The 24,686-nt window shown below is 61.5% G+C and carries 22 protein-coding genes and 2 tRNA genes; 1 reads left to right on the forward strand and 23 read right to left on the reverse strand.

Annotated elements, in window-relative coordinates:
* Positions 1 to 81 precede the first annotated feature (81 nt).
* The 3 genes from ACTQZF_RS02950 to thyA all read right to left on the reverse strand — a co-directional run bounded on the left by ACTQZF_RS02950 (position 82) and on the right by thyA (position 2,482).
* The gene (locus ACTQZF_RS02950; protein ID WP_441033339.1) at positions 82 to 996 is read right to left on the reverse strand and encodes a TrmH family RNA methyltransferase; all 915 of its coding nucleotides are present in this window, start codon (positions 994 to 996) and stop codon (positions 82 to 84) included.
* Between the two features lie 109 nt (positions 997 to 1,105).
* On the reverse strand, positions 1,106 to 1,624 hold the full coding sequence (locus ACTQZF_RS02955; protein ID WP_441554512.1) for a dihydrofolate reductase: 519 nt from the start codon (positions 1,622 to 1,624) through the stop codon (positions 1,106 to 1,108).
* Positions 1,625 to 1,633: 9 nt separating this feature from the next.
* A complete protein-coding gene (thyA, locus tag ACTQZF_RS02960) occupies positions 1,634 to 2,482 on the reverse strand; it encodes a thymidylate synthase (protein WP_441554513.1) in 849 nt (282 codons plus the stop codon).
* A gap of 216 nt (positions 2,483 to 2,698) precedes the next feature.
* Here thyA and ACTQZF_RS02965 point away from each other — a divergent pair, with 216 nt between their 5' ends.
* Positions 2,699 to 3,463 carry a NifB/NifX family molybdenum-iron cluster-binding protein gene (locus tag ACTQZF_RS02965; RefSeq protein WP_441554514.1) on the forward strand — a complete coding sequence of 255 codons (765 nt, stop codon included), beginning with the start codon at positions 2,699 to 2,701 and terminating at the stop codon, positions 3,461 to 3,463.
* A 116-nt stretch (positions 3,464 to 3,579) separates the two neighbouring features.
* On the opposite strand, the gene ffh is transcribed toward ACTQZF_RS02965, so the two are convergent.
* The 20 genes from ffh to truB all read right to left on the reverse strand — a co-directional run bounded on the left by ffh (position 3,580) and on the right by truB (position 24,681).
* The gene (gene ffh, locus ACTQZF_RS02970) at positions 3,580 to 5,073 is read right to left on the reverse strand and encodes a signal recognition particle protein (protein WP_441016333.1); all 1,494 of its coding nucleotides are present in this window, start codon (positions 5,071 to 5,073) and stop codon (positions 3,580 to 3,582) included.
* Positions 5,074 to 5,083: 10 nt separating this feature from the next.
* Positions 5,084 to 6,001: a signal recognition particle-docking protein FtsY gene (ftsY, locus tag ACTQZF_RS02975; RefSeq protein WP_271807278.1), complete on the reverse strand. Its 918-nt coding sequence runs from the start codon at positions 5,999 to 6,001 to the stop codon at positions 5,084 to 5,086.
* Positions 6,001 to 9,537: a chromosome segregation protein SMC gene (smc, locus tag ACTQZF_RS02980; RefSeq protein WP_441554515.1), complete on the reverse strand. Its 3,537-nt coding sequence runs from the start codon at positions 9,535 to 9,537 to the stop codon at positions 6,001 to 6,003. The genes ftsY and smc overlap by 1 nt, the downstream gene beginning before the upstream one ends.
* A 10-nt stretch (positions 9,538 to 9,547) precedes the next feature.
* Positions 9,548 to 10,273, reverse strand: coding sequence for a ribonuclease III (gene rnc / locus ACTQZF_RS02985; protein WP_154515455.1), 726 nt, complete (start codon positions 10,271 to 10,273; stop codon positions 9,548 to 9,550).
* A gap of 3 nt (positions 10,274 to 10,276) precedes the next feature.
* Positions 10,277 to 10,519, reverse strand: coding sequence for an acyl carrier protein (locus ACTQZF_RS02990; protein ID WP_441548341.1), 243 nt, complete (start codon positions 10,517 to 10,519; stop codon positions 10,277 to 10,279).
* A gap of 117 nt (positions 10,520 to 10,636) precedes the next feature.
* Positions 10,637 to 11,653: a phosphate acyltransferase PlsX gene (plsX, locus tag ACTQZF_RS02995; protein WP_154515449.1), complete on the reverse strand. Its 1,017-nt coding sequence runs from the start codon at positions 11,651 to 11,653 to the stop codon at positions 10,637 to 10,639.
* A gap of 88 nt (positions 11,654 to 11,741) precedes the next feature.
* Positions 11,742 to 11,921: a 50S ribosomal protein L32 gene (rpmF, locus tag ACTQZF_RS03000; RefSeq protein ID WP_022094017.1), complete on the reverse strand. Its 180-nt coding sequence runs from the start codon at positions 11,919 to 11,921 to the stop codon at positions 11,742 to 11,744.
* A gap of 64 nt (positions 11,922 to 11,985) precedes the next feature.
* Entirely contained in the window at positions 11,986 to 12,540 is a 555-nt protein-coding gene (locus ACTQZF_RS03005; protein ID WP_441554516.1) for a YceD family protein, read from the reverse strand.
* Positions 12,540 to 13,037: an ATPase gene (locus ACTQZF_RS03010; protein WP_154515443.1), complete on the reverse strand. Its 498-nt coding sequence runs from the start codon at positions 13,035 to 13,037 to the stop codon at positions 12,540 to 12,542. Before ACTQZF_RS03010 ends, ACTQZF_RS03005 begins: the two co-directional genes overlap by 1 nt.
* A 68-nt stretch (positions 13,038 to 13,105) precedes the next feature.
* Positions 13,106 to 13,603: a pantetheine-phosphate adenylyltransferase gene (coaD, locus tag ACTQZF_RS03015; RefSeq protein WP_154515440.1), complete on the reverse strand. Its 498-nt coding sequence runs from the start codon at positions 13,601 to 13,603 to the stop codon at positions 13,106 to 13,108.
* On the reverse strand, positions 13,596 to 14,240 hold the full coding sequence (gene rsmD, locus ACTQZF_RS03020; RefSeq protein ID WP_441554517.1) for a 16S rRNA (guanine(966)-N(2))-methyltransferase RsmD: 645 nt from the start codon (positions 14,238 to 14,240) through the stop codon (positions 13,596 to 13,598). The genes coaD and rsmD overlap by 8 nt, the downstream gene beginning before the upstream one ends.
* The gene (recG, locus tag ACTQZF_RS03025) at positions 14,237 to 16,414 is read right to left on the reverse strand and encodes an ATP-dependent DNA helicase RecG (RefSeq protein WP_441554518.1); all 2,178 of its coding nucleotides are present in this window, start codon (positions 16,412 to 16,414) and stop codon (positions 14,237 to 14,239) included. Before recG ends, rsmD begins: the two co-directional genes overlap by 4 nt.
* A 10-nt stretch (positions 16,415 to 16,424) precedes the next feature.
* Positions 16,425 to 18,086 carry a DAK2 domain-containing protein gene (locus tag ACTQZF_RS03030; protein ID WP_441554519.1) on the reverse strand — a complete coding sequence of 554 codons (1,662 nt, stop codon included), beginning with the start codon at positions 18,084 to 18,086 and terminating at the stop codon, positions 16,425 to 16,427.
* 27 nt (positions 18,087 to 18,113) lie between these two features.
* A complete protein-coding gene (locus ACTQZF_RS03035) occupies positions 18,114 to 18,503 on the reverse strand; it encodes an Asp23/Gls24 family envelope stress response protein (protein WP_187361832.1) in 390 nt (129 codons plus the stop codon).
* A gap of 161 nt (positions 18,504 to 18,664) precedes the next feature.
* Positions 18,665 to 18,739, reverse strand: a tRNA-Asn gene (locus ACTQZF_RS03040).
* Positions 18,740 to 18,772: 33 nt separating this feature from the next.
* A tRNA-Asn gene (locus ACTQZF_RS03045) sits at positions 18,773 to 18,847 on the reverse strand.
* 342 nt (positions 18,848 to 19,189) lie between these two features.
* On the reverse strand, positions 19,190 to 20,533 hold the full coding sequence (gene rpoD / locus ACTQZF_RS03050) for an RNA polymerase sigma factor RpoD (protein ID WP_441554520.1): 1,344 nt from the start codon (positions 20,531 to 20,533) through the stop codon (positions 19,190 to 19,192).
* Between the two features lie 110 nt (positions 20,534 to 20,643).
* Positions 20,644 to 22,752 carry a DNA primase gene (gene dnaG / locus ACTQZF_RS03055; protein ID WP_441554521.1) on the reverse strand — a complete coding sequence of 703 codons (2,109 nt, stop codon included), beginning with the start codon at positions 22,750 to 22,752 and terminating at the stop codon, positions 20,644 to 20,646.
* Positions 22,745 to 23,752, reverse strand: a complete 1,008-nt coding sequence (gene ribF / locus ACTQZF_RS03060) for a riboflavin biosynthesis protein RibF (RefSeq protein WP_441554522.1) — start codon at positions 23,750 to 23,752, stop codon at positions 22,745 to 22,747. Before ribF ends, dnaG begins: the two co-directional genes overlap by 8 nt.
* Entirely contained in the window at positions 23,749 to 24,681 is a 933-nt protein-coding gene (truB, locus tag ACTQZF_RS03065; RefSeq protein WP_441048819.1) for a tRNA pseudouridine(55) synthase TruB, read from the reverse strand. The genes ribF and truB overlap by 4 nt, the downstream gene beginning before the upstream one ends.
* Positions 24,682 to 24,686: the final 5 nt, after the last annotated feature.

Raw genomic sequence — 24,686 nt, forward strand, 5'->3', positions numbered from 1 at the left:
ATGACCAAAGCCGACACCAGCTTAGCACCGACCGGCGTCAACCGAAACACCCGGACTCAGAGCCCGGTGCAAAATATCTGCCTAGTGATACAGTCCCGGCTGGTAGTGATACTCGTTGCTCACGTGCGGACACAACTGCCAAAAAGCGACAGCACTCGCCGCGGCCACGTTGAGCGAATCGACCCCATGCGCCATCGGAATACGCACAGCCCGGTCACAGCCCGCGATGGTCTTGGCGCCCAGGCCGGCGCCCTCGGTGCCCATAAAGATCGCCAACCGGTCAATCTCTTGCAGCGCAGGATCGTCCAACGAAACCGAATCATCCGTCAATGCCATGGCGGCACACGAAAAGCCGGCATCGTGCAGCGCCGCCAGCCCATCATGAGGCCATACGCGCGCCTCGCTGCCAATGCGCGTCCAGGGCACCTGGAACACCGTGCCCATGCTCACGCGGGCCGAGCGGCGGTACAGCGGGTCACAGCAAGTGGGGCTCACCAAAATGCCATCGACATTCAACGCTGCCGCCGAGCGGAAAATCGCACCCACATTAGTATGGTCGACAATACCCTCGAGGACGCACACGCGCACCGGGCGCTCACCCGCCACCTCGACGACGCCGCCCAAGAACTCATCAACCGGAATCTGACGCGGGCGGCGGAACGCCGCGAGCGCACCGCGCGTCACGTTAAAGCCCGTCAACTGCTCCATGAGCTCCATGGAGGCCACGAACACAGGAACCGGACCTGCGCCCTCGCGTACAACCAGACGCTCGAACAGCGGCATCATCTGATCGAGCCAGCGCTCACCCAAAAGAAAGCTCACCGGCTCGTATCCGGCACGCACCGCGCGCTCGATGACCTTGGCGCTCTCGGCGATAAAGATGCCCTTTTGCGGCTCCAGCACGCAGCGCAGCTCGCGCTCCGTCAGTCGCACGTAGGCGTCGAGCCGCTCATCATTAAGGGAATCGATTCGCAGCACCTCAACGGCATCAGTCATAGCAGCCAGCCCGTACCCTTCTTTACAGCACATCTATACCAAACGAGGCGACGCTAAGCGCCGCCCCATGCATTCAATCAACCCGGTGATACCGTTCCCGCCAGACGATTTAAGCATCAACACGACGATATGTCACGAACTCATAATCGAGGCCTTCGTCACCCTCGCCCGCGGCAATCGTGGCAACCCCGTCGCGCCTCGCAACTTCCCACGCGGAATCGGCGTCCAAGTCGGGAAAGTACGTATCCACGTCATGTACGCAATGGTTATGCGTGACCTCGGCCTCCACGCAGTACGGCAAAAATTGCCGATACACCTCGCCGCCACCGATCACCCACGCAACAGGTTCATCGACCACGGCGGCCAAGGCCTCGTCAACGCTATGCACTACGTCGACGCCCTCGAGGGCAAAGCCCTCGTCGTGTGTGAGCACAATGTTGCGACGGTTCTTAAGCGGACGCCCGCCGGGAAAACTCAGCAGGGTCTTGCGTCCCATAATGACCGGACAACCCTTGGTGCACGCCACAAAATGGCGCATGTCGGCACGGTTGGACACGACCATGTCACCCTCGCACCCAATGCCCCAGTCATCGCACACGGCGACAATGGCAGAAAGCTTACACGTCATGCGCGTCACCTACACCGCAATGGGGATGTTCTTGACCTGCGGGCCGTGCTCATAGCCCTCAACGATCAGATCATCAGTCGTAAACGCGTAGAAATCATGCACATCGGGGTTGAGCGTTACCTTGGGCGCGGCAAACTGCGGACGCTCGATAAGCTCGCGGACGATATCGACATGACGGTCGTAAATATGGGCATCGGCGATCACATGCAGCAACTCGCCAGCGATCATATCGACCGACTGCGCGACCATCATCAGCAAAATGGCGTACTGGCACACATTCCAGTTGTTCGCGGCCAAAATGTCCTGGCTGCGCTGGTTGAGAATCATGTTGAGTGTTGGCTTATCGTCCTGCGGGCGCTGCGTGACGTTATAGGTCACGCTGTAGGCGCACGGATACAGGTGCATCTCGGACAGGTCGCTAAACACGTACGTATTGGTCATGATGCGGCGGCTGTACGGCGTGTGCTTAAGGTCGTACAGCACGCGGTCCATCTGGTCAAAGTCACCCTCGGCATAATGGCTCTTCTGCCCAATCTGATACCCATAGGCCTTTCCGATGGAACCGGTCTCGTCGGCCCACTCATCCCAAATATGACTGTTGAGGTCATGCACGTTATTGGACTTCTTTTGATAGATCCACAAGATCTCGTCCATGGCAGATTTGAGGGCCGTACGACGCAGGGTAAGCGCCGGAAACTCCTCACGCAGGTCGTAGCGTGCCGTAACGCCAAAGTTTTTAATGGTATAGGCAGGGGTGCCGTCCTCCCACACCGGACGAACCTTTTGGCCCTCGGTAGTGGTGCCATGGTCCAGAATATCGCGGCACATGACTACAAACTGTTGATCAGCTTTGCTCATTGACCCTCCTGTCAGTCGCCTATAAGCGATTTTTATTGTAGCCCAGGCGCGCAGCATCGAATTGCACACTTGGGGCGGCACACGCAATGCACGGCAGTACGGCACCGCATTCGCAAATGCTGCACCTTTAGCTTTTTTGACATATGCCAAAAATAGCTTGAGCGGTTTCGTATACGCGCTATCCTATTGTTGACATATGTCAGATTTGGAGAGTGTATGGCAGGAAGACGCGAAAAATTGCGCCGTGTTGGGATCGTTCCCGAATATCGCGATTTTACCCCTGACGGCCTTGCCAGCGGAGACGCCATCGACATGACGGTCGATGAGCTCGAAGTCCTACGGCTTTGCGACCTAGAAGGACTCAATCAGGAGGCCGTCGCCCAGCAAATGGGCATCGCCCGTGCCACCGTTGCGGCCATCTGCAGCCGCGCACATCGCAAGGTGGCAAACGCGCTGGTCAACGGGCGAGCACTTAGTATCGAGGGCGGCAATATCGCATACTCCCCCACACCTACGACGACGGCCATATGGCCAGTAAAGGAGGTCGACACCATGAGGGTGGCAACGACGTACGACAACGGCAACATCTTTATGCACTTTGGCCGCAGCGAGCAGTTCAAAATCTATGACATCCAGGATGGCAAGGTGCTCAACGAGCAGGTCGTAGGCACCGGCGGCACTGGTCACGGCGCCCTAGCGGGTCTGCTCGCCAACGGTGGCGTCGATACGCTCATCTGCGGCGGTATCGGCGGCGGCGCCATCAACGCGCTCACCCAGGCAGGCATCAAGGTCTATGCGGGCGCCCAGGGCAGCTGCGACGCCTGCGTCGAGGCCCTCATTGCCGGCACGCTCGCGCAGACCGGCGAGGCCACCTGCGACTGCCATGGCCACGACCACGAGCACGCCCACGAGCATGGCGAGTCCTGCGGCTGCCACGGCCACCACGACCATGATGGGCACGAGGGCTGCGGCTGCCACTAGTGGCAAGCACCTCAACGTCAACACGCTTGCGCGCGTGAGAAAACCTGCGAGCGAACGGCGAAAGCCGCCTGGAGTACCATCCAGGCGGCCTTCGCCATACTCGACTCAACCAGTCGTTACTTTTTATTACGCATCTGCGCTTCCATCTGGCGCAGCAGGTCCATATCGGACTTGGGACCACCTGTTCCCATGCCACCCAGGCCACCCAGGCCGCCCATGCCGCCCAAGCCCATGGCATCCAGACCGGGAATATTGGGCATGCGCATCTTTTTGCCTTTTTTACCCTTCTTGCCCTTCTTGCCGCCGGCTTGCGCCTGGTTGGCCATCGAGCGCATGCGGCCCATCATCTTGTTCATCTCGCCCCACTGCTTCATAAGGCTATTGACCTCGGTGGGGGTCACGCCGGCACCCTTGGCGATGCGGGCGCGACGCTGGCCGTTGATGATGGAAGGACGCAGGCGCTCCTCCTTGGTCATCGACATGATGATGGCCTCGTTCTTGTCGAAGATGCCCTCATCCAGGTTGCCGCCCATCTGGTTGAGCGCACGCTGGCCGCCGGGAAGCATGCCCAGAATGCCCTTCATACCGCCCATCTTCTTGACGGCCTTCATCTGGTCGAGCATGTCGTTCATGGTAAAGCCCTCGCGCAGCATGCGCTCGGCAGCCTCGAGCTGCTCGGCATCGGCTGCCTCCTGGGCTTTCTCGATAATGCCGACGACGTCGCCCATGCCCAAGATGCGCTTGGCCATGCGATCGGGATAGAACGGCTCCAGCGAATCGGGCTTCTCGCCCATGCTCACGAACTTGATGGGCTTGCCGGTCACCTGGCGCACCGAAAGCGCGCCGCCGCCACGGGCATCGCCGTCGAGCTTGGAGATAATCACGCCGTCAAAGTCGGTGCGCTCGGCGAAGGTCGAGACAACGTTGACGATATCCTGGCCGGTCATGGCATCGACGACCATCAGCACCTGATCGGGCTTGACGGCCTTCTTGATGTCCACGGCCTCCTGCATCATCTGCTCGTCGATCTGCAGACGACCGGCGGTATCGACGATGACCACATCGCGCAGGTGGTCGACGGCCTCCTGGATGGCGCCCTTGGCAATATCGACCGGGTGCTCGCCGTCACCGCGGAAGACCGGCACGCCGATCTCTCCACCAAGCGTGGCCAGCTGGTCGGCAGCGGCGGGACGGTAGACGTCGCACGCGGCGAGCAGCGGCGAGCGGCCCTGCTTCTTGAGCAGGTATGCCAGCTTTACAGCCGCCGTGGTCTTACCGGAGCCCTGCAGGCCCACGAGCATAATGACGTTGGGAATGCGGTTGCTAAAGACGAGCTTGCTCTCGGTGGAGCCGAGCATCTCGGTGAGCTCGTCGAGCACGATCTTGACGACGTTTTGCGCCGGCGTCAGCGATTCCATGACCTCGGAGGTCATGCAGCGCTCCTTGGTATTGGCGACAAACTCCTTGACGACCTTAAAGTTGACGTCGGCCTCGAGCAGCGCCATGCGAATGTCGCGCATGGCCGAGGTGATATCGGCCTCGGTCAGCTTGCCCTTGCCGCGCAGGCGGTCAAATGTGTCGTTGAGGCGATCGCTCAGAGAATCAAACACTGGTCACTCCTTAGTTGGACTCGCCCACCAGGGCGCGGCAGAAATCTTTGGCATTAAACTCCTGCAGGTCATCGACCTGCTCGCCCACGCCCACGCGCAGAATTGGGAGCTTGAGCTTCTCGGCCACGGCCATGGCGATACCGCCCTTTGCCGTGCCGTCGAGCTTAGTCATGATAATACCGTCCAGACCCAGCGCCTCATTAAACTCGAGTGCCTGGTTCAGGCCGTTTTGGCCCGTCGCGGCATCGATCACGAGGACGACCGAGACGGGCATGGGGCCGGCGGCCATATTGGCGGCGCGCTTACGCGTCACGTTGACCACCTTGGCAAGCTCGCGCATGAGCTCGGGGCTCGTGTGCAGACGACCCGCGGTGTCGATGAGCACCAGGTCGCTGCCGCGCTTATCGGCCTCGTCGAGTACGTCGTAGCAAACGCTTGCCGGGTCTGAGCCGCGGTCGCGCTTTATGACGGGGACGCCGGCGCGCTGGCCCCACACATCGAGCTGTTCGATGGCGGCAGCGCGGAAGGTATCGGCCGAGCCGATCACGACGTTCTTGCCACGGGCAGCCATGGCGCTCGCGATCTTGCCGACCGTAGTGGTCTTGCCGGCACCGTTGATGCCCACAAACAGCACGCAGCTCGGCGTGTCGGCGAACGGATCGCGCTCGACGGGTACAAAATGCTGCTCGAGCTGCTCGGCCAGGGCCCGACGGAGTTGCGGGGCGGTCTTGAGGTTCTTCTTGGCCGCGGCATCGCGCAGGTCGTCGGAGACCTGGATGGCGACCTCGGCACCCATGTCACCCATGACGAGGGTGTCCTCTAGGTCCTCCCAAAAATCCTCGTCGACCTCGCCGCCAAAGTAAAAGACCTCGTTGAGGGCCTCGCGGCTGCGCTCAAGTCCGCGCGAGAGAGCATCGAAGAATCCCATTATGCATTCACGACCTTTCCGGTTTCGCGATCGAGTTTTTGCGAGACGACGCGACTGACGCCGTCAGCTTGCATCGAGACGCCGTAGAGGACGTCAGCGTCCTCCATAGTACGGCGCTGATGCGAGATAACCAAGAGCTGCGTATCGGATCGCAGCACGTCGAGCGCGCCGATAAGCTTGGACAGGTTGGCGTCATCGAGCGCCGCCTCGACCTCGTCCAGCACATAGAACGGCACCGTACGCGTGCGATACACGGCAAAGAGCAGGGCAAGCGCCGTCAGGCTCTTCTCGCCGCCCGACATGAGCATCATCTTGGTGATACGCTTGCCGCGCGGCTGCGCCACGACCTCGATGCCCGTCTCGGCCGGGTGCTCGGGGTCGGTCATCTCCAGATGTGCCTGGCCACCCGGGAACAGCATGGCGAAGATCTCGCGGAAGTTCGCATCGACCTTCTCGAAGGTCACCAGGAAGGCTTTACGCATCTTGCGGTCGATGGCCACGGTAATCTTGGTGAGCGCCTTGCGCGCGCTCTCCAGATCGGCCAGCTGCTCCTCGATGTAATCGGCGCGGCGCTTGAGCTGCTCGTACTCCTCCATGGCAACCTGGTTCACAGGGCCCAGGTTGTTGATCTGGCGCACGAGCTGGTTGAGCTCGCGCTCGGCGGCGTCGCGATCGGTGGGAGCAGGAAGCATGAGCGCTTCCTCGAGCACGGTGGTGCCATCGGCGGTAATGGCCTTGATGGCCGCCTCTACCTGCACCTCGAGCTTGCCGCGCGCGACCTTGAACTCGTTTTGTGTCGCCGTGGCGGCATCGACCCGCTCCTTGGCGCGGGAGACCTCGGCCTTGGCATCCTCGATGGTTTTCTTGAGCGAAGCCGAGTCTGCCTCCTCGAGTGAGGCCTGGTCACGCAGGCGCGCAGCCCAATCAGATGCACGCTCCAGCAGGGCCGAATAGCGCTCGTGCATGGGATCGACACGGAGGCGCAGCAGCTCGAGCGAGCGCGAAGCCTGACGTGTTCCGCGGATACGGCGGTCAATGCCCTCCAGGCGATGCTCCAGATCGGGCACGCGGCCCTTCAGCGAACGCAGGCGCTCGCCCGTCTGGGCCAGGCGCACCTTGGCATCGGCGAGCTTACCGGCTGCCTCGGAATCGTCACGGCGCACGCGATCGAGCTCGTCGTTGGCTTCGGCAATCTGGAGACCCAGGTCGCTTGCCTGCGCACGGGCCTCGTCGCGCGAACGGGTGAGCTCGTCAACGCGCGGGCGCGCGGCGCGAACGGCCTCGGCCGCCTGCTCGCGGCGCCTGGAGATGCGCGCACGCTCGACCTCGGCGTTGTTGGCGCTTTGCTCCAGGCGGCCAATCTCGGAGAGCAGCGAGCGGCGCTCGCCCTCAAGACGGGCGATCTCGCCGGCGGCATCACCCTCGGCGGCACGCGCCTCCTCGACGGCCGCATTGGCCTCGATAACCTGGTTCGACACATGCTCAAAAACGGCAGCCAAATCGGGCTCCAGGCCTTCGAGCTCGCGAATGCGACGCTTCCGCTCCAGGGCACCCGAGGCCTCGCCGGCATCGAGCCCCACACGCACCAGGCCACCAAAGCTCACGCGAGCGCCATCGGGCGTCACATAGGTCACACCGTCAACGACTGGTGCCGCCAGCGCGGCAGCCAAGTCATCGACCACGTAATAGCCGCCGAGCAGTGCCTCGACAATCGGGCCATAACCGGCACGCACGGACAGGCGATCAACCAGACGCGAACCGGCAGCGCCCTCGGCAGCAGCAGAGCCGCTCACACCACGCGCCACCAGCAGTGCCTCGCCCGAGGCCTTCTTTTGGTCCAAAGCCGCACGACCGGCACGCTCAAGCGTGGCGGCGTCATCAAACAACAGGGCATCGATATCGCCGGCAAGCAGCTGCTCGACCAGGCCCTCAAGCTCACGCGGCGCCTCGAGCACGTCGCCCAGACGGCCCGTTACGTCATCGCCCAATGCCCCTACCAGACGGCTCACCAACGGCGAGCTATCGGCCATACGGGCATCGAGCTTCTTTTGGCTCGCAAGCTCAGAGCGCACCTCGGACAGCTTGTTGCGCGACTCGCTCTCACGGGCGCGCAGGTCCTTCAACGCCGCACGGGCGACCTCGGTGGCCTGGCGCGCATCGGCCTGGGCTTGGCGAGCCTGATCGAGCGCGCCGTCGAGCTCCTCGGCGCGGTCGCGACGACTCTCGAGCGAGGCCGTGACCTCCTCGAGCTGCTCGTCAATCTGCTCCAGGCGCGAGGCGTACATGTTGTCCTCGACCTCGGCATTGCTCAGCGAGTCTTTCACCTTGGCAAGCTCGAGCGCAGCCTTGTCGGCCACGCGCTGCACATCGCGTTGCTCGCGCGTAAGCTGCGAAATCTGATGGTCGAGCGCAACACGGCGCTCGTGGAGCTCGGCAGCGGCAGGGCCGGCGGCGTCAACGTCGTCCTGGGCCTGCATGTGCGCACCGGTCACTTCCTCTAGCTGGGCACGTGCATCCTCGAGCTCCTCGACCACGCGACGACGCTGATGCTCGGAGCTCGAAATCTGGCCGCGCATATCGGACAGGCGCGACACCATATTGTGGCCCTTTTCCTCGAGCAGGCGCATATCGGAGTTAATACGGCCGACCACATCTTGCATATGACGGCGCTGCTCGCCCAAGTCACCCACAAACAGGCCCTTTTCCTCGAGCATCACCTGGAGCTTCTCGAGCTCGCGCTCCTTTTCGCCCAAGCGGTACTGCGCAAGCTCCAGCTCGGCGGCACCCTCTTTGGAACGGCTCTCCAGATCGTTCCACTGCGACTGCAGCGAACGAAGCTCGTCAACGGCCAGCATCTGCGTAAGCTCGTTCGCGCGCGAGGACAGCTCTTTGTACTTGCGCGCGCGATCGACCTGACGCTCCAACGGTCGCAGCTGACGGGCAATCTCCTTATTGATGTCGCGGGCACGAGTAAGGTGCTCGTCCATCGACTTAATCTTTTTGAGCGCACGCTCCTTGCGGCGCTTGTGCTTGGAAATGCCGGCAGCCTCCTCGATAAGGGCGCGGCGCTCCTCGGGACGGCTCTGCAAAATGGCATCGAGCTTGCCCTGGCTGATAATGGAATGCGTATCCTTACCCAAGCCCGAATCGTGCAAAATGTCCTGGATATCCATCAGGCGGCACGGACTCGAGTTGATGAGGTATTCGCTCTCGCCCGAACGATACATGCGGCGGGTGATGGCAACCTCGTCAAAGTCGACAGGCAGCACATGGTCCGAGTTATCGAGCACCAGCGTGACCTCGGCAACGCCCACCGGCTTGCGCGCCGACGAGCCCGAGAAGATGACGTCCTCCATGGCCTGGCCGCGCAGCTGCTTGGCGCTCTGCTCACCCAGTACCCACAGAATCGAATCGGAGATATTCGATTTTCCCGAGCCGTTAGGACCGACGATGACGGTCAGGCCCGGCTCAAACGTCATATGGGCGCGGTCGGCAAACGACTTGAACCCTTTGAGCGTAAGGGACTTGAGATACACGGTTCCTCGCTTAAACGGGCTTCTTGTTGAGAATCACACCGTTGGTGGTGTAACCCATGCGGTCGAGCGCCTCGAGTGCAGCGGCTCCCTCGGCCTCTTTCTTAGAGGCGCCGGTGCCGCGGCCCTGACGGATACCGTCGACAAGCACCACGGCGGTAAAGGTGGGCGCATGTGCCGGGCCCTCGGAGCCTACCAGCTTGTATGCCGGGGGCTCGTGACCGTCTGCCTGCACGCACTCCTGCAAGAACGACTTGGGGTTCGCGGGGTGCTCAGCACGCTCGGAGGCCAAATGGGGCTTAAGCGTGCGATGGATGAACTCCGCCGCCGCATCCCAGCCGGCATCGAGGTACAACGCACCCACGAGCGACTCATAGACGTTCTCGAGCGCCGAGTTAAGGCCGCGCGCGCCGGTACCGGTCTCGGAGGCACCAAAGATGATGATGTCGTCGATGCCCAGCTCGTGCGAAACCTCGGACAGCGTGGCACCCGAAACAAGCGATACCTTCAGACGCGTGAGCTTGCCTTCATCGAACTCGGGATAAGACTCAAAGAGCGAACGGGCAACCACGGCGCCCAGAATGGAGTCACCCAAAAACTCAAGCCGCTCATAGCTGGCAGAGACCGGCTGCCCCTCTACTGCCGAGGGGTGGGTGAGCGCCGCGCGTAGCAGCACCTTGTTATTAAACTCATGGCCCAGGATTTCCTGAGCGCGCGTGAGTCGTTGAGATAAAGCCAAGACCTAGGCCTCCCTGGCGTTTTCGATAGCGTCGACGGCGTCGGCAACGGAGGTGAGCGACAACAGGGTCTCGTCATCGATCTCGAGGTCAAACTCGTCCTCGATGGCCGTCACCAGCTGCAGGCGCTCGAGCGAATTGGCATCGAGGTCGTCAAAAGTCGTCTCATCACTGATCTCGGCAACGTCGATGCCCAGCACGTCGGCAGCGATCTCGGCGATCTTGTCAAAGATTTCGGAGCGATCCATAGCGCATCCTCTCATACGTCGTGGAATACAATGTGTCGCGCGGGCGGAAGCCGCATTGCAGCACGGCTCCGATTCTACCCCACGATGCATAGCTTGAGCCACGTAACGGAGCTCTTGCTAAACGATACCTTCCATGGAATTGGCAATGCTTTCGATAAGCCCGGCTCGAACGGCCTGAGCCGCGGCGAGTGTACCGTTCTTAACGGCTTCGGCCGACGTGGCGCCATGGCCAATCAAAACGACGCCGCGAAGGCCCAGCAGGATCGCGCCGCCCTTGGCATCGCCCGAGAGCTTGGCTTTCATCTGGCGCATCTGCTTTTTGATGAGCAGCGCGGCGATCTTGGTACCGAGCGAAGACATAAAGGCGCCCTTGAGCTCTTGCAGCAAAAACTTGGCAGCGCCCTCGGTTGCCTTGAGCGCAATATTGCCCGACATGCCGTCGGCGACCACAACGTCAAAATTGCCCGACGTAAGATCGGTGCCCTCGCAGTTGCCCACAAAACCGGGGACCGCGGCTTTCATGGCCGGGAAGCACGCCTTGGTAAAGTTAGAACCCTTCTCGTCCTCGGTGCCGTTGCCAAGCAGGCCCACACGCGGGTGTTCGATGCCCAGGACCACGCGGGCATAGGCTGCACCCATCTGGGCAAAGCGAACCATGTCGTCGACCTCGACATCGGGGTTGGCCCCCATGTCGCACAGTACCGTAAGGCCACCGGCGCGGTTGGGCAGCGCATTGGTGAGGCATGGGCGCACCGGCTGCTTCTTACCCTCTACCAAATATCTAAACGGCGTCACGTAGGCGGTGGCGGCAGCCGTCATGGCGCCGGTCGACCCCGCGGAGAAAAACGCGTCCGCGTTGCCCTTCTTAATAGCACGGCAGGCAAGCACGATCGAAGACTTACGCTTGGTCATCACGGCGCGGATGGGATCGTCGTCCATGGCGATGACATCGGGGGCCTCCAGAGCCTCCACGCGCGCGTGCGCCGCGGCAAAGGGGTTGACGATATCGGCGGGGCCAACAGCAATGACCTCGATATCGGGATCGGCGGCAAGCGCGGCCTCAATACCGTCGAGGACAACTTGGGGCTTCTCGTCTCCACCCACAACGTCTACACAAACGCGAACGTTACTCATTTCAAGTGCTCCTTATACAAAAATGGCCGACTCATTGAGCCGGCCATTGTGGTTCCAGTTGGAACGGCATCGTATCCAGAGTATACAGTTACTCGGTAACGATAACCTCGCGGTCCTTGTAGAAACCGCAGCTGGGGCACACGTGGTGCGGGAGCTTGACAGCGCCGCAACGGGGGCACGTGGACTGAGCCGCAGCCGAGATCTTCATGTTGGCGGAACGACGGGTATGGGTACGGATACGACCCTGCTTTTGTTTAGGTACGGGCATAGTGACCTTCCTTATGAACTATCCAGTGTGGCGATTACGCGCAAGTAGCGATACTACCACATTTTTACTCATCAAGATTGAGATTCTTCAATGCTGCAAATGGATTTTCCGTGGCAGCGGCCCATTCGGCCTCGGCCTGGGCGGCGCAATCGCATTGCTCGACGTTGAGATTGATCCCGCAGGTGGGGCACAGGCCGCGGCAATCGGGCTTGCAGAGCACCACAAACGGCGTGTCCATGACAACGGCGTCGTTAATGGGCTCCCCCAGATCGACAATGCGGTCCTCGCCCAAAAGCTCGTAACCGTCCTCGTAGGCCTCGGGATCCTCGGGCTCCTCAAAGAGATAGAACTCCTCGATCTCGCCGGCGATATCAAACGAGGCGAGCTCAAGGCAGCGGTCGCATTCGCCGGTGACGTGCGCTCGAACCATGCCGGAGAGCAGAACACCGGTGCCCGCATTGGTAAAAACCACGTCGTAAGCAATGCCGTCCTGCAGCTGGTACTCCTTCTCGCCCACCGTGTAGGTGGCGACATCGACCTTGCCGGTCAGCGGATACGAGTCTCCGGGAAACTCGAGCTGCTCGGAAAGATCGACGGTAACGCTCGGGTACACAGCCATTACCACTGACCGTTCTGCTGGGCGGCACCCTCGTTGAGCTGCTGACGGCAACGGGTAACGGTGCCGGTCAGGCTCTTGAGGTTCTCCTCGAGGTGCGTAAAGACCTGCTCGGCATAATCCTCGGCCGCATAGCGCGTCTCGCGCTCGTACTGCTGGGCACGATCACGGATATCGTCGGCCTGCTGCTGCGCCAAGCGGACGATCTCCTGCTCACCGGCAATGGTGAGTGCCTGCTGCTGAGCATCGGCAATGATGGAATCGGCCTGAGCGGCGGCGGAAGCCATAAGCTCGTCGCGCTCCTTGAGGATGCGACGGGACTTCTGCCACTCCTCGGGATAGCTCATACGGATCTCGTCAAGGATGTTAAAGAAGACGTCGGCATCGATAACCTTCATCTGGGCATTCTTGCCGAACGGCGTCTTAGCCTCTTCGATGAGCCCCTCGAGCTCCTCGACAAGGCTCACGATCCTGTCGCCAGGAAAATTCTCGCCCGGCATCCGGTCTCCTTTCATAGGTAACATGTCATCGTGTTAGTTTACCACATGCCATCAGGCAATATGAAACGTCACGAAAAGCGATGTTTAAGCGCTTCGACCACATTGGGCGGCACAAACGTCGACACATCGCTTCCGAGCGATGCGATCTGACGAACCACCGAGCTCGAGATATAGCCGTACTGCGGCGCACTCATGACAAAAATGGACTCAAGCTCGTTGTCCAGGCGATAGTTGAGGTCCGCCTGCTGCAGCTCGTACTCAAAGTCGGTCATGGCGCGCAGGCCCTTGACCACAGCACCCGCACCCTGCTCACGGGCAAAATCGACCAACAGGCCGGTAAAGGGTAGTACCTCGACACCGTCAATATCGCCCAGGGCCTCGCGGGCCAACGCCACGCGCTCATCGAGCATAAAGGTGGTGCCCACGCCGTTTTTGCCCTGCGACTCCGCCACGGCGACAATCACGCTGGGAAAAATGCGGCGGGCGCGGCGGATTACATCGATGTGACCAAACGTGATGGGGTCAAAAGTACCCGGAACGATCACGCGGTTGATAGTGTCATTCATGGGTATCCTCCAAAGCCACGTCCTCGTCAATATCGCTGTCATTAGCATGGTCGCACTCGTCCGCGGCCACCCAGCGCAGCAAGTCAACCGAGGTAATGCCGTAGCGTTTCTCTCGCACGGTCTCAAAACCAGCCGGATGAGCGCCCGCGTCGCTTGCGGCATGCTCAAACAGGGCAAAGGCCCCTGGTGCCAGCAAGCCCTGCTGGGCAAGATTGCGCAGCAGCTCCTCGACCGGCTCGGCACCAAAGGCATAGGGTGGATCGAGCAGGACCAGATCAAAGGGGCCGCCCGGAACACGGCCGCGCGAGGCGCTCGCCAACACATCGCCGGTAACGACGCGCCAACGCGAGCGGTCGCGACACAGCGACTCGATATTCTTAGTGATCAGTCGGGCGGCATTGCGATCGATCTCGAACGTGATGAGCGAGCGAGCGCCGCGCGAGAGCATCTCGATTCCCAGGGCACCGGAGCCGCCAAAGGCATCCAGCACGCGGACCTCGTCCAGATCGAAATCGAATGCCGACATGACCATGGACGCACATGCCTCGCGCACGCGGTCGGTCGTGGGACGGGTGACATCGCGCCCACGCGGCTCTTCGATCTTGCGGCCACGCCATTCACCGCCGATGATTCTCATCCTCCGCTGACCTCCTTGAAGATATGTCGATAACGCGTGGCGACCGCATCGCGCAAGGGACGCGTCGCCACGGAGTCAAGGTTGCAAGCATACCGCAAGAGCTCGACCGCGTCCAAATGGGCCCATTCGATAAGATCCTCGTCGGCGTCCAGGTCCACAAAACGCAGGGTCACACCGCCATGTTGGCGATAACCCAAGATTTCGCCCTCGTGGCGCAAACGCAGGTCCATCTGCGCAAGTGCAAAACCGTCAGAGGTCTTTTCGAGCGCCCGCAGGCGGTCTTGCGCAGCAGACACACCGCCATTGCCCTTGGAATGCGTCATGACCAGGCACGTGCCCGACACGCTGCCGCGGCCCACGCGGCCTCTAAGCTGATGCAGGGCTGCCAAGCCAAAGCGCTCGCCGTTCTCGATAACCATGACGGTGGCGTTAGGTACGTCGACGCCCACCTCGACCACCGTAGTCGAGACGAGCACGTCGATCTCGCCGCGCTTAAAGGCGTCGATCACGCGGTCCTTCTCCCCCGCCGGCATGCGGCCGTGAAGACGCTCGACGGAAAGCCCCGGCAATGCCAGACGCAGGCGCTCGAGCTCGGTCGCGGTGTCGTGCAACGGCACGGGCACCGTCACGCGACCTTCATCGTCGCGAGCAATGCCAGGAACGTCTTCCAAATCGTCCGCGGAGTCACTCGGCTCCACAAGCGGGCAGATAACGTAAGCCTGCTGTCCTTGAGCATGCGCCTCGCGAATGGCACCGTAGGCCAGGTCGCGGCTCGACTCGGTGAGCACGCGCGTCGAGACGCCGGCCCCGGGAACGGGGCGATGACGAATGATGGACGTGTCCAGGTCGCCATAGACCGAGAGCGCCAGTGTGCGCGGAATAGGCGTGGCCGTCATAACGAGCAAGTCCGCACCTGGGCCTTTGGCACGCAGGGCATTTCGCTGCCCCACGCCAAACCGATGCTGCTCGTCGATAACGACGAGTGAAAGATGTTTAAACGTTACGTTATCCGAAAGGACCGCATGGGTACCAAAGAGCACATCGAGCTCACCAGACTGCAGCTGTGCATGAATGCGCTCGCGCTCGGCGGCCGGGGTAGCACCCGTCAGGAGCGCCCAGGACATACCGGCCTGCGAGAGCAAAGGGCCGGTCTTATCGGCATATTGACGCGCCAGCACGCCCGTGGGTGCCATGACGCAGGACTGGGTACCCGAATCGGCCGCGACTGCCAGCGCGCAGGCGGCGACGGCGGTCTTGCCGGTACCGACATCGCCCAGCAGCAAGCGGTTCATCACGTGGTCGCCATCGCACATGTCATGCAGGATGTCTTGGAACGCGGCCTCCTGCTCGTCGCTCAGCGAAAACGGCAGGGCTCGCCTAAGCGCCGTCAAATGACCACCCGCGGTATGGGTGTAGGGAACCACCTCGACCATACCGCCGTCGTTGCGCAGACGAAGCGCCAGCTGAAGATAGAGGCATTCCTCATAGGCAAGCCGTGCGCGCGCGATATCGCGCTCGGCCATACTTGAGGGAAAGTGAATCGAACGCAGCGCACGGGCGCTGCTCATAAGGCGTCGCTTGGCGCGCAGGGGCGCGGGAATCGGGTCGAAGGGATTGCCGACAATCTCGAGCGCGCCGCTCACGATACGGCGCATCCAAGCCTGGCTCACACCGTCGCTCACATAGTGAACCGGAAGGATGGTGCCCGCGGCACGCCCGTCCTCGAGCTTTTCGAAATGCGGCGAGGCCATCTGCTTAAAGCCGTAGGCAAATTCGACCTTACCCATCACGGCCAGGCGGTCGCCCTGCTTGAGCTGCTGGGCAATCCAGGGCTGGCGGAAAAAAGCGACTTGCAGCACGCCCGTCTCGTCCACAAGCGAGACCTCGGTAACCTGCATACGCGGGCGGGGCTGCTTTTGAACGATACGATCGACCGTGGCGACGATCGTGCACACCGTACCGATAGGCGCCATCTCGATGGACCAGGAGCGTGTAAAGTCCAGATATCGATGAGGGATATGGAGAAGGAGGTCCCCCACCGTCCTAATTCCCAGACGGCGAAGGGCCTCCTCACGTTTACCCGAAACATATTTGAGTCGCGCGATATCCTCGTCGAGCGCATTGCTCTGGGCAAAGCGCTCCGAGACGCGCGGCACGGAGCACAGCTCGGACATGGGCAGATGCCTACTCGATCGAGAAGATCACGGGATAGAGCGGCTGCTCGCCACGATGGGCGTCAATCTCCAGGTCGGGCTGAGCCTCCTCGATGGCGTCGACGATCTCCTGGAAGGCCTCATCGGACAGCTCCTCGCCGGCCAGAATCGTCAGCGCGTCGCCCTCCTCTTCCTCCTGCATGCGGTTGATGCAGTCGAGCGTGACCTGCTTCACATCGGAGCCGACCACGTCGATGGAGCCGGCAATGATACCCATGACGTCACCGGAGTGAATCGGCGAGCCGTCAGAGGCGCTGGAATCGCGCACGGCACGGGTGACCTCGCCATCGCGAACCTCGCTGATGGCATCGACCATGGCGGCGACGGCGTCCTCGAGCTCGGAATCGGGCAGCACCGCGAACAGAGCGGAGAACGCCTGCGGAACGGTCTTGGTGGGAACCACGGCGACCTTTTTGTCGGTGCAGGCAGAAGCAGCAGCCTCGGCAGCCATACGGATATTGCCGTTATTGGGCAGGATGATGACCGAAGTCGCGTTGACCTGGTCCACCGCGCCCAGCAGGTCGGCGGTCGAGGGGTTCATGGTCTGGCCACCCGAAACGACTACGTCGACGCCGAGGGACTTGAGGATGTCGGCCTCACCGGAACCGGCGGCAACGGCGACAAAACCCAAGGCCTTCGCGGGCTCGCCGGCCTTTTCCTGGTCCTCGTGGATCTTAGCGGTACGGTCGTGGGCCTCCATCTCCATGTTGTGGATAAAGACCTCGTAGATCTGGCCAAGCTGCAGCATGTGCTCGAGCACCAGGTTGGGGGTGTTGGAGTGCACGTGGATCTTGTAGTCGGGGTAGGCGCCCACGAGCAGCTCGCAGTCGCCCATGGAACCCAGGAACTTAAGGCACTCGTCCTCGTCAAACGGGGCGTCGGCCTTAAAGAGGAACTCATTGCAGTAGCGGAACTCCGAGCCCTCCCAGTCGTCGTTGGCCTCGATCTCGACGCGACCGAGGGCCGCATCGCGGGCAGAGCCAGCGGAATCAAACGTGGCGGAGAAATCCTCGACAACGGTGCTGCGGCCCAGAGCAGCGGCAACGAAGTTTTCCAGGAAGATGGCAAAGCCAAAGGCGCCGGAGTCGACCACGCCGTTCTCCTTCAGAACGGGCAGCAGGTCGGGCGTGCGAGCCACAGACTGGTAGGCCTCGACGACGATGGCGTCGAGCGCGTCCTCGGCCGAGAACTTCTTCTTCTCGCACTCGTCGGCCTTGGTCGAGACGTCGCGCAGGACCGTAAGAATCGTGCCCTCGATGGGCTTGCGGACGGCCTGGAAGGCGACCTTGACGGCGCGACGGAAAGCATGCGCGATGTCGGCAGACGTGATGGGCTCATCGGCAGAGACGAGACCCTCGGCCACGCCGCGCAGGATCTGCGAGGTGATAACGCCGGAGTTGCCGCGGGCACCCATGAGGGAGCCGTGGGTGATGGCGCCGGCGACGGCCTCCATATCGGCATCGGCGGGAAGGGCGGAAAGCTCCTTGGTCACCGAGGCGAGCGTGAGCGACATGTTGGTGCCGGTGTCGCCATCGGGCACGGGAAAGACGTTGAGTTTATTGATCTCCTCGGCCTTGTCGGAAACGGCAGCCGCAGCGATCGGAAAACAGGTGCGAATGGTCTTTACAATCATGAGTATTTGAATCTCCGTTTTCGGATGCTAGTTCAGACGGCTCTTGAGCGCGTCGATGTGAATGCCGATCTTAAGGCTGGCGGGATCGATCTGGGCGATCTCCTGCAGGGTGAAGGCAACGGAGCTCGAAAGATTGTGGCAGACGGACTTCATGTTGACGCCGTTCTCGAGCACGACGTGAAGGTCGACCGTAAGGCCGTTCTCGTCGGCGGAGACAAGTACGCCCTTGCGGAGGCGCTGACCGGCAAGCAGGCGCACGCTCTCGGCGCCCTGGAGCTGCTCGGCCATACCGACGACGCCATAGCACGTCATCGCAGCATAACCGGCAATATCGGCAATAACGTCGTTCGAGACGCTCAGGCTGCCGTTAATGGTCTCAGACACAAGAATCTCCTTATCTGGTGCTCGCGGCACCATGTCGTGGGAGCAATCATTGCAATATTCTACAACGACCGCGCCATGTTGAGGTGGTGGGTCGCAGGATTACATCCTCGACACGAAATGTTGATATGGCAACGTTTGCGTTAAGCAATCGCGGCATGAAAAAACCCGCCGCAAAAGCGACGGGTTTTACAATCTGGCTCCCCGGGTAGGACTCGAACCTACAACAGCGCGGTTAACAGCCGCGTGCTCTACCATTGAGCTACCGAGGAATTTAAAGCCCAGCAGATTGGGCTGAGAAATTCTGGCTCCCCGGGTAGGACTCGAACCTACAACAGCGCGGTTAACAGCCGCGTGCTCTACCATTGAGCTACCGAGGAATAGGTGCATGCTCTCAAGCAACGAAGTTTATTATACGGACGAATCAGCTCAGGGCAAGAACTTTTTTAAGAAATTTTCCGACCCAGTCATTGGGAACGTTCTTAAACGACTAGTCATTCAAGAACGTCCCCAACGACTAATCAACCAGACGCCCAGGGTAGTCTTTTTGGGACGGGGCTTTTTTAGCTACCCAATCTGGGGCCTTTAAAGCTTGAGCCGCTCATTGAGATAGGGCAGCTAAAAAAGCCCCGTCCCAAAAAGACTACCCGTGCCCCAACTGCCGGCCCTTGTTACATGAAAGCGCCCTCAAGCGGATGTGCTTGAGGGCGCTTCTTGCTTGACTAGCTTTCAATATAGTCTTTGAGCTTACTGGAGCGGCTGGGGTGGCGGAGCTTGGCCAGGGTCTTGGACTCGATCTGGCGGATGCGCTCGCGCGTGACACCAAACTCGCGGCCGACTTCCTCGAGCGTGCGGGGATGTCCGTCGACAAGTCCAAAGCGCAGCTCAATAACCTTGCGCTCACGATCGGCAAGCGAGTCGAGCACCTGGGTGAGCTGCTCCTGCAGCATGGAGAAGCTGGCGGCATCGGGCGGAACGATGGCCTGGGAGTCCTCGATAAAGTCGCCCAGCTGGGAATCCTCTTCCTCGCCGATAGGAGTCTCGAGCGACACGGGCTCCTGCGAGATCTTCTGAATCTCGCGGACGCGGTCGGCACTCATGTCCATCTCGGCACCAATCTCCTCGGGGGTCGGGTCGCGACCCAGATCCTGGAGGAGCTGGCGCTGCACGCGGACAAGCTTGTTGATGGTCTCGACCATGTGCACGGGAATACGGATGGTACGGGCCTGGTCGGCGATAGCGCGCGTGATGGCCTGACGGATCCACCACGTGGCGTACGTGGAGAACTTGAAGCCCTTCTGGTAGTCGAACTTCTCGACGGCGCGAATCAGACCAAGGTTGCCCTCCTGGATCAGATCCAGGAACAGCATGCCGCGACCGACGTAGCGCTTGGCGATGGAGACGACCAGACGGAGGTTGGCGCTGATGAGCGCCTGCTTGGCCTCGAGGCCCACGTTCTCGATACGAGTCAGACGACGCATCTCGGCGCGAGTGAGCTCGATCTCGCCCGCCTCGGCGGCCTCGAGCTTCTCGGTGGCCTCGAGACCGGCCTCGATCTTCATGGCCAGATCGACCTCTTCGGAGGCGGTCAGCAGGTCGACCTTGCCGATCTCCTTAAGGTACATACGAACCGGGTCACCGGTCAGCATCACCGTGGAGGCATCGATGCCACGCACGCGAGAACGCGAACGGGACGTGCGGACGGCGCGCTTCTTTTTGCTCTTGCAAGAACCCATCTCGGCATCGGCCTGACGGGCCATCTTAAGCTCATGATCGTCGAGCGAGCCGGAATCGTGCTCCTCGTCGTCATCGAAATCGTCGGTATCGTTATCGTCATCGTCGACGTCCATGGGGGCGTCGTCGTTTCCGCTCGCGGAGATAATCTGGATGCCGCTGTTGCGCAGCGCGGAATAGACCGCGTTGAGCTGCTCGTCAGAAACATCGATATCCTTCAGGACGACCTGGATCTCGTCCTCGGTTACCGAAGTCCTGTTTGAGCCGTTGCCCATGAGCTTAGCAACGTAGGATTCCAGCCCAGTACCCGTGCTCTCAGTCTTATTTGGCACAGATTCTCCCTTCGTAGTCCACAGGACACATTACTTTAGCACACACTTACACGTCTATACCCAAAATTCAGACTGGATATAGCAGATAACATGCCGATTGACCACAACATCTAGGCCTGATCGGGACTCGCGGCCTCCAAACCAATCAACCGGAACGGATCGGCCACGCCGCCAATCGACTTCTGGAGCTCGCGCTGGCGCAAAGAATCCTGCGCGGCCTGCATGGTCAATGCACGGCGCGCGTCATCGTCGAGCGACCGGTCCTGGCGCAGCTTGGCCTGAGCAGCCCGCATACGGCGCTTGATGGTGTAAAGCTCAAGCGTATCGAGCATAAAGACGATGTTCGTCTCGGTGGGGTGCTTGCTCGTCGCCGAGATGCGCCCGGCGCTGACGAGCGAAGCCGCCTCGGGACACACCGCGCGCGCGGCGTCCATGCACGCCGCGGGATCGGTGCCCGGCGGCGTCGCGAGCACGGCCCACGCGATGGACTCGTGACGGGGGTCTACCCACTCGATCGAGCAGATGCGATCGGCGTACGTGCGGAATAGATCGGGGTAGCTGGTGAGCATCGTCAACAGCTCGCGCTCCCCCGCCAGAGACTTCCGCTCCAGATCGGTCAGCACGATCGACGTCGCCGGAACGGAAGCGGTCGAAGCAGACCCCGCGGGCGCCGCGTCCATGCCAGCAGGCACATCGATCGGCGGCATATCGTCGACGACCTCGACCGGCGCGGCCCCGTAGGCCTCGAGCGGCACATAGTCGTACGGTTCCTCCTCGACCGGTGTGGATACCGGCGGTGTCGCCCCCGACGCCCAGGCGCCGCGAGATGCCCCCTGCGGACCGGACGCCCGACCGCCCGCGCTGCCTGCGCGCTCGGCCTGTGCCCGCTGGCGCTCGTAGTTCTGCTCGCGACGACGCTCGGCGTCCTCGCGTTTGGCGACATCGCGAAACACACGGCCCGAACTCGAGCGCACCGTCTCCAAATCCAGGCCCAGAAGGTCGGCGATCTGGATAAAGTACGTATCGATCATGTAGCTATCGCGCAGCGGATAGATGAGCGTCAGCGCATCCTCGAGCGCCTTGGCGCGACCGCCCGGCGTGGTAATGTCGCTCGACTCCTGCAGTGAGCGGTACACAAAGTCCATGAGGGGATCGGCGGCGTCGATACGCGCCTGCAGTGCCTCGCCACCATGCGCCGTGATGAACTCCATGGGGTCGTTACCGTCGGGAAGCACCACGCAGCGCAGGTCCATCGAGTCCTGCTCGATAAACTGAATCGCGCGGCGCGCGGCCTTTTGACCGGCGGCGTCACCATCGAACATATACACGATGCGCTTGGCAAAACGGGTGAGTGTCTTTACGTGATGTTCCGTCAGCGCCGTACCCAGCGTGGCGACGACGTTTTTGATCCCCGCCTCCCAGCAGGCGATGCAGTCGGTATATCCCTCCACCACGATGGCGGTATCCTGCGCGACGATAAACTCCTTGGCCCAGTTAAAGCCGTAGAGGTTTCTCTTTTTATGAAACACACTCGTCTCGGCGGTGTTGAGGTACTTGGGCTGGCCGTCGCCCATAATACGACCGCCAAAGGCGATGTTATGACCCTGTTCGTCAAAGATGGGAAACATCACGCGGTCGTAAAAACGATCAGCGAGCTGTCCGCGCCCGCGGCTCACGGCCACGTTGGCGTCGATCATCTCCTGCGGGGTAAAGCCCTTCTGCGACAGATGGGCCACCAACATATTGCGACCCGGCGCAAAGCCCAGGCAGTAGCGACGGCAGACGTCGCCACCCATACCGCGGCTGGCAAAGTACTCGCGCGGACGGCTGTCCTTACCGCGCATGAGCATGGTGTGATAGAACTGGGCCGTCTCGGCGCACAGGTCATAGATGCGGGCGCGCTTGGTGCCGCGATCGCGCTGCGCGCCGGTATCGTGCAGCTCAATGCCGGCACGATCGGCCAGGTAGCGAATCGACTCGGGAAAGCTCAGGTTCTCGCGCTTCATGATGTAGGTGAAAACGTCGCCGCCCTCGCCACAGCCAAAGCAGTGCCACACCTGCGTAGCGGGGATAATGTGAAACGATGGGGTCTTTTCGCCATGGAAGGGGCAGCAACCCCAAAACTCATGGCCGCGGGGCTTGAGCTCAACCGTTTCCTGCACGATGGCAACCAGGTCGGACGCAGCGCGCACCTGGTCTTTCTCCTCATCGCTAATCACGGATGCTCACCCCCTGCTCACCCAAGTTATAACGGATATCGTCAATATTACCCTCGACGGTCGCGATAAGCTCGTCCAGCGAATCGAACACGCGCGAAGGACGCAGCCAACGCGTAAACGCCAACGAAACCGAACGTCCATACAGGTCGCCCGCATACCCGATCAAGTTGGCCTCGAGATGCGCCGAAGCGGCATCGTCGGCATACGTCGGCGGCAGGCCCACGTTGACGGCAGCGGGCCACACGGTATCGTCGACCAGCACAAGGCCCTCGTAGACGCCATCGGCAGGCAGCTGGATTCCGTTTGGCACCAGCAGGTTTGCCGTCGGAAATCCCATATCGGAGCCCTCGTGGCGACCGCGAATCACGCCGCCGCGCACCATATAGGGACGGCCGAGTAGATCGGCTGCCAGCTCAACGTGGCCCAAGCTCAGCTCACGTCGAATGCGGGTGGCGCAGATAGCCTCGCCGGCCTCGCACAGCAAATTGTGCCCATACACATCAACACCGCGCTCGACACCCCATGCCTGCATCTCGGCAACGCCCGAGGCGCCGCCGCGGCCAAGCCTAAAATCGCTGCCAACGCGAATGGAGCGAATGTCGACAACATGCGCCAACAGCTCAAGAAAGCCCACGTGGTCGAGCGACGCTACCGCAGGCGTAAAGGGAACAGCCACCACGGCATCGACCCCAGTCTGAGCCAGGGCATGCAGGCGGTCGGCCGTCGTCATCAATTTTTGAGCGGGCGCAAGGCTCACCACAACATCTGGATCAGGGTCAAACGTTACGACAACCGCTTTGCAGCCGCGGACGCGCGCATCGCGAATGACCGCGTCGATCAGCTCACGATGTCCCCTATGCACGCCATCGAAAACGCCGATGGCAATCGAGGCGGCACCCATAGACTCGCAGTCACCAAAAGCATCAGCCAAAACGATGCGGGCCTCCGCCGCCGCGCCCACAAAAAATGTGCGCGCGAGCTCGCGAGGGTCCAGCATCATCGAACACCGCCGATCGCCTGCGGAAAGACGTGCTCCATCACAAAGCGACCATCCTCGATACGAGCCAAGGCCTTGAGCCCGCCATCGAGCACCAGCGCAAACGGTGCCTTCGACGCATCGAAGCCGGCGAGCGCGCGATCAATAGGAATACGACGCCCGCACAGCAGATCGTCGGCAAGATTGCCCGGCAAGTCGACGCGCGTGGCGCCGAGGGCCGCAATGGGGTCCAAGGCAAAGCCGGCAGCGGACTCGGCAGAAAGCTCCTCGACCGCATGGCAGGCACCGATGGAGACAATGCCAGAAGCGGTACGGCGCAGCGCGGAAATATGCGCGGCACTATCGCAGGCGCGACCCAGGTCGCGAGCGAGCGCACGGATATAGGTGCCCTTGCTCACCGAGAAGGCAACGGTCCAAATGCAGGAATCGCCCTCGCCACTCACGGCGATCAGGTCGGCAGAATATACCTCGACCGGGCGCGCAGGCAACTCAACGGCATTGCCCTCACGTGCAGACTTATAGGCGCGCACGCCGTTGACCGAAATAGCCGAAAACGCCGGCGGAACCTGCATCTGAGGGCCCAGCATGGCGCTCAAGCGCTCACGGGCATAGGCCGGATCGCGCAGCTCGGGTGCAATGGCAACCGTACGGACGGCCTCGCCTTCCGCATCGTCGGTATTGGTCTCGGCGCCAAACGAGATATCGGCGACGTAACTTTTGGTATCGAGGGTAAGCATGCCCAGCAGACGCGTAGCCTGGCCCACGCCCACCACCATGACACCCGACGCCATGGGGTCGAGCGTGCCGGCATGACCGACGCGCCGCTCATGGAGGGCGCGCCGGCACCGCGATACCACGTCGTGGGACGTGCAGCCCACCGGTTTATCGACGGCGAGCAGCATATTCAATTGAGAAGGCGTACGACGAGCCATGTACC

The sequence above is a fragment of the Collinsella sp. LCP19S3_H3 genome (assembly GCF_052119145.1).
Taxonomy (GTDB): domain Bacteria; phylum Actinomycetota; class Coriobacteriia; order Coriobacteriales; family Coriobacteriaceae; genus Collinsella.

Bases quoted from the DNA above. Each gene is read 5' to 3' on its own strand.
- ACTQZF_RS03005 (WP_441554516.1), bottom strand. From the start codon at position 12,540: ATGGCTGTGTACCCGAGCGTTACCGTCGATCTTTCCGAGCAGCTCGAG.
- recG (WP_441554518.1), bottom strand. From the start codon at position 16,414: ATGTCCGAGCTGTGCTCCGTGCCGCGCGTCTCGGAGCGCTTTGCCCAG.
- ACTQZF_RS03030 (WP_441554519.1), bottom strand. From the start codon at position 18,086: ATGATTGTAAAGACCATTCGCACCTGTTTTCCGATCGCTGCGGCTGCC.
- ACTQZF_RS02950 (WP_441033339.1), bottom strand. From the start codon at position 996: ATGACTGATGCCGTTGAGGTGCTGCGAATCGATTCCCTTAATGATGAG.
- ftsY (WP_271807278.1), bottom strand. From the start codon at position 6,001: ATGGGATTCTTCGATGCTCTCTCGCGCGGACTTGAGCGCAGCCGCGAG.
- ACTQZF_RS02990 (WP_441548341.1), bottom strand. From the start codon at position 10,519: ATGGATCGCTCCGAAATCTTTGACAAGATCGCCGAGATCGCTGCCGAC.
- rsmD (WP_441554517.1), bottom strand. From the start codon at position 14,240: ATGAGAATCATCGGCGGTGAATGGCGTGGCCGCAAGATCGAAGAGCCG.
- rpmF (WP_022094017.1), bottom strand. From the start codon at position 11,921: ATGCCCGTACCTAAACAAAAGCAGGGTCGTATCCGTACCCATACCCGT.
- thyA (WP_441554513.1), bottom strand. From the start codon at position 2,482: ATGAGCAAAGCTGATCAACAGTTTGTAGTCATGTGCCGCGATATTCTG.
- ribF (WP_441554522.1), bottom strand. From the start codon at position 23,752: ATGATGCTGGACCCTCGCGAGCTCGCGCGCACATTTTTTGTGGGCGCG.
- ACTQZF_RS02955 (WP_441554512.1), bottom strand. From the start codon at position 1,624: ATGACGTGTAAGCTTTCTGCCATTGTCGCCGTGTGCGATGACTGGGGC.
- truB (WP_441048819.1), bottom strand. From the start codon at position 24,681: ATGGCTCGTCGTACGCCTTCTCAATTGAATATGCTGCTCGCCGTCGAT.
- ACTQZF_RS03035 (WP_187361832.1), bottom strand. From the start codon at position 18,503: ATGGTGCCGCGAGCACCAGATAAGGAGATTCTTGTGTCTGAGACCATT.
- coaD (WP_154515440.1), bottom strand. From the start codon at position 13,603: ATGAATGACACTATCAACCGCGTGATCGTTCCGGGTACTTTTGACCCC.
- ACTQZF_RS02965 (WP_441554514.1), top strand. From the start codon at position 2,699: ATGGCAGGAAGACGCGAAAAATTGCGCCGTGTTGGGATCGTTCCCGAA.
- ACTQZF_RS03010 (WP_154515443.1), bottom strand. From the start codon at position 13,037: ATGCCGGGCGAGAATTTTCCTGGCGACAGGATCGTGAGCCTTGTCGAG.
- plsX (WP_154515449.1), bottom strand. From the start codon at position 11,653: ATGAGTAACGTTCGCGTTTGTGTAGACGTTGTGGGTGGAGACGAGAAG.